The 13,950-nt window shown below is 63.6% G+C and carries 13 protein-coding genes, 1 pseudogene and 1 riboswitch; of the genes and pseudogenes, 12 read left to right on the forward strand and 2 right to left on the reverse strand.

Going from position 1 to position 13,950, the window contains the following annotated elements; all coding sequences use genetic code 11:
• Positions 1 to 149 precede the first annotated feature (149 nt).
• The 3 genes from aroC to FJ934_RS18610 all read left to right on the forward strand — a co-directional run bounded on the left by aroC (position 150) and on the right by FJ934_RS18610 (position 3,833).
• Entirely contained in the window at positions 150 to 1,271 is a 1,122-nt protein-coding gene (aroC, locus tag FJ934_RS18600) for a chorismate synthase (protein ID WP_140611104.1), read from the forward strand.
• Between the two features lie 86 nt (positions 1,272 to 1,357).
• Positions 1,358 to 2,458: a 3,4-dihydroxy-2-butanone-4-phosphate synthase gene (ribB, locus tag FJ934_RS18605; protein ID WP_140611106.1), complete on the forward strand. Its 1,101-nt coding sequence runs from the start codon at positions 1,358 to 1,360 to the stop codon at positions 2,456 to 2,458.
• 391 nt (positions 2,459 to 2,849) lie between these two features.
• Positions 2,850 to 3,833 (forward strand): hypothetical protein, encoded by a 984-nt coding sequence (locus FJ934_RS18610; RefSeq protein ID WP_246671559.1) that lies wholly within the window; start codon positions 2,850 to 2,852, stop codon positions 3,831 to 3,833.
• A gap of 164 nt (positions 3,834 to 3,997) precedes the next feature.
• Here the strand turns inward: FJ934_RS18610 and bluB are convergent.
• A pseudogene (gene bluB, locus FJ934_RS28470) lies at positions 3,998 to 4,579 on the reverse strand (5,6-dimethylbenzimidazole synthase); the annotation flags it as partial.
• A gap of 48 nt (positions 4,580 to 4,627) precedes the next feature.
• Positions 4,628 to 4,810: riboswitch (cobalamin riboswitch) on the reverse strand.
• Positions 4,811 to 4,990: 180 nt separating this feature from the next.
• Between bluB and FJ934_RS18620 the strand changes: the two are divergent.
• The 6 genes from FJ934_RS18620 (at position 4,991) to FJ934_RS18645 (ending at position 9,947) form a co-directional block, all read left to right on the forward strand.
• Positions 4,991 to 5,917: a histone deacetylase family protein gene (locus FJ934_RS18620; RefSeq protein WP_140611110.1), complete on the forward strand. Its 927-nt coding sequence runs from the start codon at positions 4,991 to 4,993 to the stop codon at positions 5,915 to 5,917.
• A gap of 3 nt (positions 5,918 to 5,920) precedes the next feature.
• Positions 5,921 to 6,172 (forward strand): exodeoxyribonuclease VII small subunit, encoded by a 252-nt coding sequence (locus FJ934_RS18625; protein ID WP_013532792.1) that lies wholly within the window; start codon positions 5,921 to 5,923, stop codon positions 6,170 to 6,172.
• Positions 6,173 to 6,283: 111 nt separating this feature from the next.
• Entirely contained in the window at positions 6,284 to 6,550 is a 267-nt protein-coding gene (locus FJ934_RS18630; RefSeq protein ID WP_140611136.1) for a DUF2277 domain-containing protein, read from the forward strand.
• 39 nt (positions 6,551 to 6,589) lie between these two features.
• A complete protein-coding gene (locus FJ934_RS18635) occupies positions 6,590 to 7,510 on the forward strand; it encodes a pirin family protein (RefSeq protein WP_140611112.1) in 921 nt (306 codons plus the stop codon).
• 87 nt (positions 7,511 to 7,597) lie between these two features.
• Complete coding sequence (gene dxs / locus FJ934_RS18640; protein ID WP_140611114.1) at positions 7,598 to 9,511, forward strand: 1-deoxy-D-xylulose-5-phosphate synthase; 1,914 nt, start codon at positions 7,598 to 7,600, stop codon at positions 9,509 to 9,511.
• A gap of 148 nt (positions 9,512 to 9,659) precedes the next feature.
• Positions 9,660 to 9,947 carry a hypothetical protein gene (locus FJ934_RS18645; RefSeq protein ID WP_140611116.1) on the forward strand — a complete coding sequence of 96 codons (288 nt, stop codon included), beginning with the start codon at positions 9,660 to 9,662 and terminating at the stop codon, positions 9,945 to 9,947.
• Between the two features lie 58 nt (positions 9,948 to 10,005).
• On the opposite strand, the gene FJ934_RS18650 is transcribed toward FJ934_RS18645, so the two are convergent.
• Positions 10,006 to 10,407, reverse strand: a complete 402-nt coding sequence (locus tag FJ934_RS18650; RefSeq protein ID WP_140611118.1) for a GFA family protein — start codon at positions 10,405 to 10,407, stop codon at positions 10,006 to 10,008.
• Positions 10,408 to 10,559: 152 nt separating this feature from the next.
• Here FJ934_RS18650 and FJ934_RS18655 point away from each other — a divergent pair, with 152 nt between their 5' ends.
• The 3 genes from FJ934_RS18655 to FJ934_RS18665 all read left to right on the forward strand — a co-directional run.
• Positions 10,560 to 11,324, forward strand: coding sequence for a TlyA family RNA methyltransferase (locus FJ934_RS18655; RefSeq protein WP_140611120.1), 765 nt, complete (start codon positions 10,560 to 10,562; stop codon positions 11,322 to 11,324).
• Complete coding sequence (locus FJ934_RS18660; RefSeq protein WP_140611122.1) at positions 11,321 to 12,562, forward strand: class I SAM-dependent RNA methyltransferase; 1,242 nt, start codon at positions 11,321 to 11,323, stop codon at positions 12,560 to 12,562. The genes FJ934_RS18655 and FJ934_RS18660 overlap by 4 nt, the downstream gene beginning before the upstream one ends.
• 194 nt (positions 12,563 to 12,756) lie before the next feature.
• The coding region (locus FJ934_RS18665) for a caspase domain-containing protein (RefSeq protein WP_181165673.1) at positions 12,757 to 13,950 on the forward strand (1,194 nt) is incomplete at its 3' end.

A 13,950-nucleotide genomic window follows, 5' to 3' on the forward strand; every position in this document is an offset into this window, starting at 1 on the left:
GCGGCGGATCCTCAACGGCGAATGGAGCAGAGCAGAAACCAACCGAATGTGTCAAAACTAAATCCGCCAGATCACAGTTTGACCCCTGTGGAAAACGCCAATAGAAGGCAGACTTCAGTCGGCTTCGATGCCGGGCAGGGCACTTTTCCATGTCTCACAATACGTTCGGCCATCTTTTCCGCGTCACCACCTGGGGCGAAAGCCATGGCGCAGCGCTCGGCTGCGTGGTGGATGGCTGTCCGCCGGGTATCCGCTTCACGCGCCACGAAATCCAGGCCGAACTCGACAAGCGCCGGCCCGGCCAGTCGCGTTTCGTCACCCAGCGCCGTGAGCCCGACGAAGTGAAGGTGCTGTCCGGTTTCGTGCTCGACGAGGACGGCGAGACGATGATCACCACCGGCACGCCGGTTTCGATGCTGATCGAAAATGTCGACCAGCGCTCGAAGGACTATGGCGAGATTGCCCGCCAATACCGGCCGGGCCATGCCGACTACACCTATGACGTCAAATACGGCATACGCGACTATCGCGGCGGCGGCCGTTCCTCGGCCCGCGAGACCGCGGCGCGCGTGGCGGCCGGCGCGCTCGCGCGTAAGGTGGTGCCGGGCATGGTGGTGCGCGGCGCGCTGGTGTCGATGGGCGAAAAGTCGATCGATCGCGCCAACTGGAACTGGAATTTTATTGGCGACCCGGAAAATCCGTTCTTCACCCCCGATCCAGCCTCTATTCCCATTTTCACGCAGTATCTCGACGGCATCCGCAAATCGGGTTCCTCGGTCGGCGCGGTGATCGAGATCGTCGCCGATGACGTCCCCCCAGGGCTCGGCGCGCCGATCTACGCCAAGCTCGACCAGGACATTGCCTCCGGGCTGATGTCGATCAACGCCGTCAAGGGCGTCGAGATCGGCAACGGCTTCGAGGCCGCGCGCATCACCGGTGAACAGAATGCCGACGAGATGCGCATGGGCAACGATGGCAAGCCGGTCTTCCTGTCCAACAATGCCGGTGGTATCCTCGGCGGCATCTCTACCGGCCAGGCGATCGTCGCCCGCTTCGCCGTCAAGCCGACCTCGTCGATCCTAACGCCGCGAAAGTCTATCGACAAAGACGGCAACGACGTCGAGGTGATGACCAAGGGCCGGCACGATCCCTGCGTCGGTATTCGCGCCGTGCCGATCGGCGAGGCCATGGTTGCCTGCGCCATAGCCGATCATTATCTGCGCCATCGAGGACAGACAGGGCAGGGAATAGACAGTAGCAGTAGGCAGTAGGCAGCCTGCCTGCCCAACATATTTTCCTTTTCCCTACTGCCTTACTGCCCTATTCCCTACTGCCCTGCGAACGAAGCGAGCGCTCCATGCCTTACGACCAGAAGAAGATCGTCGAAGCCATCCGTGCCTTTGAACGCGGCGAGATCGTCGTCGTCATGGACGATGACGGGCGCGAGAACGAGGGCGACCTGATTGTTGCCGCCGTCCACTGCACGCCCGAGAAAATGGCCTTCATCGTGCGCAACACGTCGGGCATTGTCTGCACGCCGATGCCGCGCGAGGAAGCCAAGCGGCTTAACCTTGCGCCGATGGTGGCCGACAACGATTCAGCCCACACCACCGCCTTCACCGTCAGCGTCGATTTCAAGCACGGCACGACAACAGGCATTTCGGCCGACGACCGCACGCTGACCGTGCGCAATCTCGCCAACGGCAATGTCGGCGCCTCCGACTTCGTCCGTCCCGGCCACATCTTCCCGCTGATCGCGCGCGAAGGCGGCGTGCTGATGCGTTCGGGCCATACCGAGGCGGCGGTCGATCTGTGCAAACTCGCCGGCCTGCCGCCGATCGGTGTCATTTCGGAACTGGTCAATGACGACGGCACCGTCAAGCGCGGCCCACAGGTCGCGGCCTTCGCCGAGGAGCATGGCCTCCAGCAGGTTTCGGTCGCCGATCTCATCGCCTACCGGCAACGCAAGGAAACGCTGGTCGAACGCGTGGCTTGCTCGGAGATCGACACGCTCGGCGGCAAGGCGCAGGTCTTCACCTATACGTTGCCCTGGGACACGATGCATCATGTCGCGGTGGTCTTCGGCGATATCCGCGACGGCGAGGACGTTCCGGTCAGGCTGCATTCCGAAGACGTGGTGACCGACGTCTTCGGCACCAGCCATCGGCTCGACGGCATCATGAAGGCGATGGGCGAGCGTAAGCGCGGTGTCATCGTCTATCTGCGCGAAGGCTCGGTCGGTGTCGCCCATCAGGAGCGCAAGCGCCCTGCATCAGGTGACCGCGAGGATCACGAAGAGGCGCGCCGGCGCGAAAACGAATGGCGCGAAATCGGCCTCGGTGCGCAGATCCTGAAGGATCTCGGCATTTCCTCGATCAACCTGATCGCCTCGCGCGAGCGCCATTATGTTGGTTTGGAGGGTTTTGGCATCCATATCGCCAAGACCGAGATTCTGTAGTCCACCGAGGGATCGACGCGGCGGAAAGGTCCTGCTGGCAGGTCGCCTGCGTTGGCGATTGACTGAAGCGTCCGCTTGCCTCGTCATCCTATGGCGAAGCAAGGAGCGAAGCGACGCGGCTCAGACCATAGGATCCATGCCGCGACTTCGACGCGTTGCCACGGTCCAGAATTCTGCTCCGCTGTGATCTTCGATCAAGATTACGGCATGGATCCTCGGGTCTGCGCTCCGCTTCGCGTCGCTCCGCCCGTGGATGACGACGTCGCGGAAGCCTCGGCCAATTCCGAACGTTTGCGAACGAGCGGCTGCTCGCTTCTTCTCGTCGCCCCCCGGTTGACAATCTTCGGGGTGAGCGCATCCTCCCAGCCCTCTCTGAGGGGAGATTCGGGGCATGTGGGATTTCGATATCGGCAGGTCGGTGTCCATCATGATGCGGACCTGGCCTTTCATTGTTTTTCGCATGATCGTCTATTTCGGCATCACTCTGGCCTATATCCTGGCGACTGGCACGGGCGCCTCCGTCGGCTATGGCGTCGGCCATATCTCCACCGATCCCGACGGGCCGTTGTCCTTTGCCCTATGGGGCGGCGTCGTCGGCTTTGGCGCCGTCTCGATCGCCGTCTACTGGATCCGCGAATACATTCTCTACGTCGTCAAGGCCGGCCATATCGCCGTCATGGTCCATCTGATCGACGGCCGTGACGTTCCCGACGGTAAGAACCAGATCGTGTACGCAAAGGAGGTCGTGACCGAGCGTTTCGCCGAGGCTAACGTCCTTTTCGTCGTCGACCAGCTGGTCAAGGGCGCTATCCGCGCCATTACCGGCCTGCTTGGCGGCGTAGCCGCTTTCCTGCCCATTCCAGGCCTGAGCGGCCTTGTGTCTTTCATCAACACGGTAATCCGCCTGTCGCTCACCTATGTCGACGAGATCATCCTCGGCTACAATATCCGCATCAACTCGTCCTCGCCGTTCGAAACCGCACGCCAAGGCGTGGTGCTCTACGCCCAGAACGGCAAGATCATGGTCAAGAACGCCGTCTGGCTGGCGATCATCATGTGGGGCGTGTCGTTTGTCATCTTCCTGCTGATGCTGGCCCCGGCCGGCGCCATTCTTTTCCTCATGCCCGGGCAGCTTGCCGGCTGGGCCTTCGTGCTCGCCATCGTCTTTGCCTGGGCCTTCAAGGCAACCTTCATCGAGCCCTTCGCCATCGCCTGCCTGATGCAGGTCTATTTCAAGACCATTGCCGGCCAGCTGCCTGATCCAGCCTGGGACGCTCGGCTGGCCGAGGCATCGTCGAAGTTCAGGAACCTCAAGGACAAGGCGCTCTCCTCCTTCGGTGGTTCGCGCTGGGACACGGCCGGCGCGACACGCTGATCGGCCGGGCTGGCGGGCGTGCCGGCGACGGTATAGAGGCGCGACACCGCTGATTTGAGCGGCGCCTCGCCCTGGCCGCAAAACGTCTCGCTCATGATCAATTCGGGCAGCGGCAATCGCCGGCCCCAGCCATGTGTCTCGAGGTCCGGCTTGGGCGCGAACTCGGAAACACGGCCGACGCAGAGGTAGGCGACCGGCGTCACGTGCTCGGGAATGGCCAACAGCCGCTTCAGCGCCTCAGGCTCGATGATGCTGACCCAGCCGACGCCGATGCCTTCGGCCCGTGCCGCCAGCCAGAAATTCTGCACGGCGCAGACCGTGCTGTAGAGATCCATCTCCGGATTGTGCCAGCGCCCCAGCGGCGAACCTTTCGAGCGCTGGCGGTCGCAGGTGATGCAGATGTTGAGCGCGCTTTCGCAGATGCCTTCCAGCTTGAGCTTGCGGTAGAGCGCTTGTCGCTCTTCCTCGATTGCTGGCAGTTCCTGTTCACGCGCGGCCAGGAACAGGTCACGTACCTTCTCCCGGCGCCCGGCACCGCGAATGACGATGAAGTTCCACGGCTGCATGAACCCGACCGATGGCGCGTGATGGGCTGCAAGCAGCAGCCGAGCCAGCACCTCGTCGTCGATGGTCTCGGGAGTAAAATGGCTGCGAACATCGCGCCTGGTGAACATGGCTCGGTAGACGGCGTCGCGCGCCATCTGGTCAAATCCATCGCCCACAGGAGCGGTCATGGCTTCCAGCATCGCTTGTCCCCTTGCGACTTCAAATCAATGCCGCCCGCCTGACCATGCGGGTGACGATGCCTGCCAGGCCGGTCTTCTGGCTCGGGATCAACCCGCGTCCGGTGCCTTCCCGTCATCGACAGTGGCATTTACCGGCGCGGTCCCCCTTACAGCGTTGGGCACGCCACGGAATTCAACCGTGTTCCCGATTCTCCCGCCAGAGCATTTGCAGCCAAGTGGATTTCACTTGGCGTCGCATAATGCGACTGAGAACAAACAGGCCGGCGGGCACCAGGCAGTGGTGGCGACCTTACGCCGAAGCCCCGGCCGCGCCAATCCCCGCAGCGACGCGAATGGACGCAGACGTGATTTTCCCCAGCGATCAAGCCGCAACGCATAGCCATTGCCGTGTCGGGGCACTAGATAGGGACGATGGCCACCCGTCTCTACACGCACCCTATCTTCCTTGAACACATCACGCCGCCCGGCCACCCCGAACGGCCGGACCGCTTGCGCGCTATCGAGCGCGTGCTCGACGGCGAAGCCTTTGCCGCGCTTGATCGCGTCAAGGCGCCGGAAGGAGATGAAGCCACTATTCTCTACGCGCATCCGGCCGATTTCGTCGCGCGTGTGCGCGCCGCCATCCCCGAAGAGGGCATCGCCCGCGTCGATGCCGACACCACCGCCAGCCCGAAGAGCTGGCAGGCGGTGATCACCGCGATCGGTGCCGCCAACGCGGCCGTCGACGACGTCTTCACTGGCCGGGCCGACAATGCCTTCGTCGCCGCGCGGCCGCCCGGCCACCATGCCGAGAAAACCACCGCCATGGGCTTTTGCTTCTTCAATACGGCGGCGATCGCGGCGCGCTATGCGCAGAAGAAGCATGGCGCCGAGCGCGTCGCCGTCGTCGACTGGGACGTGCATCACGGCAACGGCACGCAGGATATTTTCTGGGACGATCCGTCGGTGCTCTATTGCTCGACGCATCAGATGCCGCTCTATCCCGGCACCGGTGCGAAGAACGAAACCGGGGCCGGCAACATCGTCAACGCGCCTCTGGCGCCGCAGACCGGCAGCGAGGTGTTTCGCGATGCCTTCCTGTCGCGGATACTGCCGGCGCTCGACAAATTCGCACCCGATCTGATCATCATTTCGGCCGGCTTCGACGCGCACCACCGCGATCCGCTGGCCGAGATCAATCTGACCGAGGATGATTTCGACTGGGCGACGGGCCAACTGATGCAACGCGCCGCGCGTCACGGCGACAACCGGCTCGTCAGCCTGCTTGAGGGCGGCTACGATCTGCAGGGATTGGCATTTTCGGTCGCGGCCCATGTCGCGCGGCTGATGAAAGGATGAATGATGGCTGGTGAGACCAACGAAGACGTCAAGGCGATGAGCTTCGAACAGGCACTCGATGCGCTGGAGAAGATCGTCGATGACCTGGAGCGTGGCGACGTGCCGCTCGATCAGTCAATCCGGATCTATGAACGCGGTGAGGCCCTGAAGGCGCATTGCGACCGGTTGCTGAAGGCTGCGGAGGACAAGGTCGAGAAGATCAGGCTGTCGCGCGATGGAAAGCCGGTCGGAACGGAGCCGCTCGACGCGGACTGAGGCACGGTCGCGATGACGGTCTTGCCTCGCCGGTTTTTGGACACGATCATGATTGAGGATCAAGCTCGTCCCGATTGGAACGGCTCCAGGACAAGAGGAGAAACGGAAGCGATGTGCAGAAACATCAAGACCCTGTTCAATTTTGACCCGCCGGCAACCAACGATGAAGTTCGCGACGCGGCACTTCAGTTTGTCCGCAAGCTGAGCGGGACGACGCGGCCTTCGAAGCAGAACCAGCATGCGTTCGACCATGCGGTGGAGGCCATCGCGGCATCGGCGCGGGAACTGCTCGATTCTCTCGAAACAAACCAGCATCCGCGCAACCGCGAAGAGGTGGCGGCCAAACTTCGGGCAAAGGCGGCGCTCCGTTTTGCCTGATGCGGCCAAGGCGGTCTGGACCGCTGACAAGGAGAGTTCATGAGCTTCTTCCCGGGGAAGGACCCTGAAGCCGGCGATGCCTTTGCCAGCGATCAGATCGAACTGATGGTCATCCCGAACGTCAAGGACATTGGCGGCTTCGAGGTGCGCCGAGCCTTGCCAACCGCCAAGAGGCGTCTGGTCGGCCCATTCATCTTCTTCGACCGCATGGGGCCGGCGATCCTGCGCGCGGGCCAGGCGCTCGATGTCCGTCCCCATCCCCATATCGGCCTGTCGACGGTCACCTATCTGTTTGACGGCAAGATCCGGCATCGCGATTCGCTGGGCACCGAAATGGTCATCCAGCCCGGCGACGTGAACCTGATGACCGCCGGCCGCGGCATCGTGCATTCCGAGCGCACGCCAGAGGAATTGCGCGGCGCGCCAATGTCGATTTCGGGCCTGCAGACATGGCTTGCCTTGCCAGACGACAAGGAGGAAGTGGCGCCGGTGTTCGAGAACACGGCTGTCTTGCGCCTTCCCGAGATCGATGCCGAAGGCGTCAGCGGCCGCGTTGTCATCGGTGATTTCCAGGGACTGCGCTCCCCTGTTAGGGCCGATTCCGAAACGCTCTACGCCGACCTGCGCCTGGCGCGGGGCGCCAGCGTGAAAATCCCGCCCGACGCGGAAGAACGCGCCATCTATACGCTGGAAGGCGAGGTTTCGATTTCGGGCGATGTGTTTCCGGCGGAGCGGCTGCTGGTGTTCCGGCCTGGTGACGAGATCATCGTATCGTCGCAAACCGGTGCGCATTTCATGCTTTTCGGCGGCGCCTCGCTTGGCTCGAAGCGCTACATCTGGTGGAATTTCGTCTCCTCGTCCAAGGAGCGCATCGAACAGGCCAAGCAGGAATGGAAGACAGGCCGCTTCGATATCGTTCCAGGAGATGACAAGGAATTCATCCCGCTGCCTGAAGGCTAGATCTCAGCCCGATCCGCGTCACCGACACGCATTTACTTTCGCCGGCTGGCAGCCTATCCCGCCGATGAACAGAAAGCCTGAGCACCCGTGAACGCAACGCCGCATACGCCGCTTCTTGACAAGGTCCGCATCCCGGCGGATTTGCGCGCGCTGGACGAGAGCGATCTGCCGCAACTGGCGTCCGAGCTTCGCGCCGAACTCGTCGATGCCGTATCCCACACCGGCGGCCATCTCGGCGCCGGCCTTGGGGTGGTCGAACTGACCGTGGCGTTGCATTATGTCTTCAACACGCCGGATGACCGGCTGATCTGGGATGTCGGCCACCAGGCCTACCCGCACAAGATCCTGACCGGCCGCCGCGACCGCATCCGCACCCTGCGCCAGGAAGGCGGCCTGTCCGGCTTCACCCGACGCGCCGAAAGCGAATACGATCCCTTCGGCGCGGCCCATTCCTCGACATCGATCTCGGCCGGCCTCGGCATGGCCGCCGCCCGCGACCTCGCCGGTGGCCGCAACAACGTCATCGCCGTCATCGGCGACGGCGCCATGTCGGCCGGCATGGCCTATGAGGCGATGAACAATGCCGGCGCGCTCGATGCCCGCCTTATCGTCATCCTCAACGACAACGACATGTCGATCGCGCCGCCGACCGGCGCCATGAGTGCCTATCTGGCGCGGCTCGCCTCGGGCAAGGCCTATGTCGGCCTGCGCGATTTCGGCAAGAAGCTGACCTCTTATCTGGGCAAGCGCGTCGATCGCGCCATCACCAGGGCGGTCGAGCATGCGCGCGGCTATGTCACCGGCGGCACGCTGTTCGAGGAACTCGGCTTCTATCACATCGGCCCGATCGACGGTCACAATCTCGAGCATCTGATCCCGGTGCTGAAGAACGTCCGCGACAATGGCGAAGGCCCGGTGCTGATCCATGTCGTGACCCAGAAGGGCAAGGGCTACGCACCCGCGGAAGCCGCCGCCGATAAGTATCATGGCGTCAACAAGTTCGACGTCATCACCGGCGCGCAGACCAAGGCGCCTGCCAACGCGCCGGCCTACACCAAAGTGTTCGCCGAAAGCCTGATCCAGGAAGCGCGCGAGGATGACCGCGTCGTCGCCGTCACCGCAGCTATGCCGACCGGCACCGGCCTTGACCTGTTCGGCGAAGTGTTCCCGTCCAGGACGTTCGATGTCGGCATCGCAGAGCAGCATGCAGTGACCTTCGCGGCCGGTCTCGCAACCGAAGGCTACAAACCGTTCGCGGCCATCTATTCGACCTTCCTGCAGCGCGCCTATGATCAGGTGGTCCACGACGTCGCGATCCAGAAACTACCGGTGCGTTTCCCGATCGACCGCGCCGGCTTCGTCGGCGCCGATGGCGCCACCCATTGCGGCGCTTTCGACATCACCTTCCTGGCAAGCCTGCCGGGCTTTGTCGTGATGGCGGCCGCCGACGAAGCGGAGTTGCGCCACATGGTGCGAACCGCTTCCAGCTACGATGATGGCCCGATCGCCTTCCGCTATCCGCGCGGCAACGGTGTCGGCGTCGACATGCCGGAACGCGGCTCGGTTCTCGAACTTGGCAAAGGCCGCATCGTCAGGGAAGGCACCAAGGTGGCGCTGCTGTCGTTCGGCACGCGCTTGCAGGATTGCCTTGCCGCTGCCGAGGAACTCGGCGCGGCCGGGCTTTCCACCACCGTTGCTGATGCCCGCTTCGCCAAGCCGCTCGATGAGGATCTGATCCGGCGGCTAGCCCGCTCGCATGAGGTTCTGGTGACGGTGGAGGAGGGCGCCATCGGCGGTTTCGCCAGCCATGTGCTGCAGTTCCTCGCCCATGAAGGGCTGTTGGAAAGCGGCCTGAAGGTGCGCCCGCTGGTGCTGCCCGACGCGTTCACCGACCATGCCAAACCGGAAAAGATGTATGCCGATGCCGGCCTCGACACCGCCGGCATCGTGCGCACCGTATTCATGGCGCTCGGGCATACGGTGCGCGCCCAGCGCGCCTGAATCAAAACCTGAAGCACTTGAATCGGTTTGCCGGCTTGATTTCGTAACGCCTTGTTAACGCTGCCGTTTGGCGTTTTGTTTACCGTGTCACTTGGCCGTTTTTCAACGGCGCCCTGCTAGATCGACGTCAGGCAGGGAGATAGTTGGAATGAAGACGCTTCTGTGTGGCACGGCCCTTCTGGGCATCGTGGTCGCGCCGGCCGTCGCCGAGACGCGCTATGACCGTAATCTGGAAAAAGCGGCGCTGGGCATTGTCGCCGGCAAGATGGGCGATATCCGCGGCGGCTTCTCCTACAAGCAGGTGCCGCAGCTTGTGGTGCTGCCGGAGCCTGCAATCGCCGTTGCGACCGGGCATGCTCGTGAGCAGGCTTCGGGGAAACAGGACGACGGCTTGTCTCCAGCCGTCGAGCGCCAGGTTTCGCGCACCATTTTCTAGAGCAATTCCAGGAAAAGTGTGAAGCGGTTTTCCATCCGGAATTGCGTGAAGACAAAGCCTAGAACCACATATCGCGAACACAACGGCTGTCACGCGGCAGGTCTTCGTAAGTGTCGAGGCCATCGAAATGGTCGATCGGCAACTCGGCGACAGTTTCCGGCGGCGCCAGCCGGACGTTGACGGCAATGCGTGTTCGGCCCGAGGCATCGGCGCGCAAGCCGCGCCACGCAAGCACACAGGCGCAGGTCGGGCAGAACAGGATTTCAAGCGACGGCGTGTCTTTTCCCGCCCGCGTATAGCTGGCCATCGGTCCCGCAACGCGAATGCGTTCGTCGACATAGTCATAGGCCCAAAGCGTGCCATAGCGGCGGCAAAGCGTGCAGTTGCAGGCTGTCACCGGGCCGGGATCGCCTTCCAGCGTCCAGCGGGTTGCGCCACAGTGGCAGGTTCCGATCAGCATTTTTCCTCCCCCCGTTCGGCATCACCATCGACCGTCATTTTGCCGGACCTCACGCGGTGCACGCAAGTCGCGAGGCTCGATTCGGTCGCCGCTCTTTCGTTGTCGTGCCCAATGTCCTTGCCTTCGCGACCGGCTTTCGTCAGAGAAGGCCGATGAATTCGCCTTTGCCAGCCAGCACACGCCAGCGGCTCGACGACCTGCTCGTCCAGCGCGGCCTGTTTGCCAGCCGCTCTCGCGCCCGCGACGCGGTCGAGCGGGGCACGGTGACGGTTGACGGCGCCATTGCCCGCAAGCCTGGCCAGGCCGTTCAGCCGCAATGCGTCATATCGGTCGATGATCCGGCCCAGGGCTATGTCTCACGGGCGGCGCTTAAGTTGATCGCCGGGCTCGACCATTTTGACCTCGACCCGGCCAGCCGGGAGGCGCTCGACATTGGCGCCGCGACCGGCGGTTTCACCCAGGTGCTGCTCGAACGCGGCGCGTCCCATGTCACGGCAATCGATGTCGGTCACGGCCAGATGCATCCCGACATCGCCGGGGATCCGCGCGTGACGGTGATCGAGGGGCTGAACGCCCGCGACCTGACGGTCGCGGATCTTGCTGGCCGTGTTCCGGATTTCATTGTTTCAGACGTTAGTTTCATCTCGCTGAAACTGGCGCTGCCGCCGGCGCTTGCCATTGCGAAGTCCGGTGCCGCCGCGATCCTTCTGGTCAAGCCGCAATTCGAGGCGGGTCGCGAGGCGATCGGCAAGGGCGGCCTGTTGAAAGACCCCTTCGATGCCGCCCGTGTCGCCGGCCTGTTACAGGATTGGCTCGACTCCATTCCAGGTTGGCACTCGCTCGGCCTGCATCCATCGCCGATCGAAGGTGGCGACGGCAATCGCGAATTCCTGCTCGGTGGGATCAAGGATCGATGAGCGCGCGCTTCACAATCAGGAAACTGGGCGCCCAGGGCGACGGCATCGCCGAGACCGAAAGCGGCGATCTCTTCATCCCGTTCACGCTGCCCGGCGAGGTCGTCACCGCCGCGCGTGAAAGAGACCGCGCCTCGCTGATGGCGGTGCTGGAAGCCTCGCCGTTGCGCATCGACCCCGCCTGCCGCCATTTCACCGAATGCGGCGGCTGCGCCCTCCAGCATTTCGAGGCCGAGGCCTATCGCCAGTGGAAACGCGAGAAGGTAGTGCACGCCCTGAAAGGCAAGGGCATCGAGTGCGGCATAGGCGAACTGGTCGCCTGCGCGCCGCACACGCGCCGCCGCGTTGTGCTTGCCGCCCGGCGCACCGAAACAGGCATGCTGCTCGGCTTCAATCGTCACCTGTCGCCGGAAATCATCCCCATATCGGAATGCCCGATCTCGCTGCCCGAGATCGTCGCGGCGCTCGGACAGTTGAGGGCGCTGGCGGAATTGATATGCGCCACTACGAAATCGTTCCGGATGGCGGTTACCGTGACGGCTTCGGGCCTCGATGTCGCGGCATACGAATCCGGCAAGCTCGGCGAACACCAGCGCCGTATCGCCTCCAATTTTGTCATCGCACAAGGCTTCGCCAGATTGTCCGTCGATGACGAGATCATCATCGAACCAAGGAAGCCTGTCGTCATGTTCGGCGGTGTCGCTGTCGCCCTGCCGCCGGGCGCCTTCCTGCAAGCAACCGAGGCAGCCGAACGGACCATGGCCGAGATCGTCGGCGGACATCTGAAGCGTGCCAAGAAGGTCGCCGATCTCTTCGCCGGCTGCGGCAGCTTTGCCTTGCGGTTGGCCGCGAAGTCGGAGGTGCACGCGGTGGAAGGCGATGCGGCCGCCCTTTCGGCGCTCGACCGGGCATCACGCTTCGCGACCGGCATCAAGCGGGTGACGGGCGAACGCCGCGATCTCTTCCGGCGCCCGCTGACGTTCAAGGAGTTGAACGCCTTCGACGGTCTTGTCTTCGACCCGCCCCGGGCCGGTGCCGAGGATCAGTCGAAGCAGATCGCCCGGTCGGATGTTCCGTTCGTTGCCGCGGTTTCCTGCAATCCGGTGACGCTGGCTCGCGACCTGCGCATCCTTATCGACGGCGGCTACACGCCGACAAGCGTGACGCCGATCGATCAGTTCCTATGGTCGCCGCATGTCGAGGCCGTCGCCTTGCTGGAAAAGCCCAGGAAGCGCCGGTAGGCGGGCCTCGGTTCGGCTGCCGCGCGGACAGAACGCGATCACTTTTCCTTGAAGTCGCCGGTTGGGCTGCGCTCGATCCCAACCTGCCGGGATCGCGCCGCAAAGCCGCCTCTTTGCCCCCATTTAGTCCAGATTCGCTGGAGGAGGGGAAGGGCCTCGACAGCTTCGGTTGCTCTTACCCATGGTGGCCTGAAATGCGGATGCTCCAGAAATTCCTCAGTTCATTCGTCCTCTTGCTTGTCGTCGCCGCCTCGGCGACGGGCGCGCTCGCGCAACAGCAAAAACGCCTCGCTTTCGTCATCGGCAATGCCGCCTATCCGTCCGGCGCACTGGTGACACCCGCCAACGACGCCGGACTGATCGCGCAGACCTTGCAGGCTGCCGGTTTCGACGTGGTCGGCGCGCGTGATGTGGATCAGGAATCGCTGCGCGGCGCGCTGCGCGACTTCCTTGGCAAGGTCTCCGCCGCCGGACCCGACGCGGTCGTCTTCGTCTACCTCGCCGGCCAAGGTGTGCAGTTCGAAGGCGAGAACTACTTCTTGCCGGTCGATGCCCAGATCGCCAATCCAGCCGACGTCCCGCTCCAGGCGATGCGGCTCTCCGACGTCACCAAGTCGCTGGCTGGACTGCCAACGAAGGTCAACATCGTTGTGCTCGACGCGGCGCGACCGAATGCATTCCCGCAGATGAACCAGCCGCTGGCCGGCGGTCTCGCGCTGGTCGATCCCGACCCGAACATGCTGATCGCCTTCAACGCCGCGCCGGGAACCGTCGCGCCGGAAGGCAAGGGCCCGTACGGCGCCTATGCCCAGGCGCTGGCCGAGATGATGCGCGAGGGCGGCCTGCCGCTCAGCGACGTGTTCGACCGCACGCGCCTGCGCGTCAACGAAGTAACGCAAGGGGCCGAAGTGCCGTGGAACGCCTCGAAGATCAGCGCGCCCTTCGTCTTCTTCGATCGTGCCCCGGATGCGCCCGCGCCGAAGGTTTCCGAGGCCGAATCCCAGGCCAACCGGACCAGGCAAATCCGCGACTTTGATGCCCACGACGCCTACGTGGCGGCGCTCGATCGCGACACCCTGCGCGGTTATGAGGATTTCGTCGGCGCCTATCCACACGATCCGATGGCCAAGCGCGTGCGCGCCATCATCGCGGCGCGGCGCGAGGCGATTACTTGGCGCGAAACCTGGCTGCGGGACACGCCGGAAGCCTACTGGTCCTATCTCCGGCGCTACCCGCATGGCCCGCATGCCTGGGACGCCCACCGCCGGCTCGAGCATTTCGAGGCGGCCCTGGAGCCGCCGGAGGATTTCACCGTCTACGCCTATGACGTGCCGCCGCCGCCGGAGGAGGAAATCGTCTACGTCGACCGTCCCGTACTCTATTTCGAC

Source organism: Mesorhizobium sp. B2-4-12 (assembly GCF_006441575.1).
GTDB lineage: Bacteria > Pseudomonadota > Alphaproteobacteria > Rhizobiales > Rhizobiaceae > Mesorhizobium.

Coding starts and splice junctions, on each gene's coding strand:
- aroC (WP_140611104.1), top strand. CDS start 150: ATGTCTCACAATACGTTCGGCCATCTTTTCCGCGTCACCACCTGGGGC.
- ribB (WP_140611106.1), top strand. CDS start 1,358: ATGCCTTACGACCAGAAGAAGATCGTCGAAGCCATCCGTGCCTTTGAA.
- FJ934_RS18610 (WP_246671559.1), top strand. CDS start 2,850: ATGTGGGATTTCGATATCGGCAGGTCGGTGTCCATCATGATGCGGACC.
- FJ934_RS18620 (WP_140611110.1), top strand. CDS start 4,991: ATGGCCACCCGTCTCTACACGCACCCTATCTTCCTTGAACACATCACG.
- FJ934_RS18625 (WP_013532792.1), top strand. CDS start 5,921: ATGGCTGGTGAGACCAACGAAGACGTCAAGGCGATGAGCTTCGAACAG.
- FJ934_RS18630 (WP_140611136.1), top strand. CDS start 6,284: ATGTGCAGAAACATCAAGACCCTGTTCAATTTTGACCCGCCGGCAACC.
- FJ934_RS18635 (WP_140611112.1), top strand. CDS start 6,590: ATGAGCTTCTTCCCGGGGAAGGACCCTGAAGCCGGCGATGCCTTTGCC.
- FJ934_RS18645 (WP_140611116.1), top strand. CDS start 9,660: ATGAAGACGCTTCTGTGTGGCACGGCCCTTCTGGGCATCGTGGTCGCG.
- FJ934_RS18650 (WP_140611118.1), bottom strand. CDS start 10,407: ATGCTGATCGGAACCTGCCACTGTGGCGCAACCCGCTGGACGCTGGAA.
- FJ934_RS18655 (WP_140611120.1), top strand. CDS start 10,560: ATGAATTCGCCTTTGCCAGCCAGCACACGCCAGCGGCTCGACGACCTG.
- FJ934_RS18660 (WP_140611122.1), top strand. CDS start 11,321: ATGAGCGCGCGCTTCACAATCAGGAAACTGGGCGCCCAGGGCGACGGC.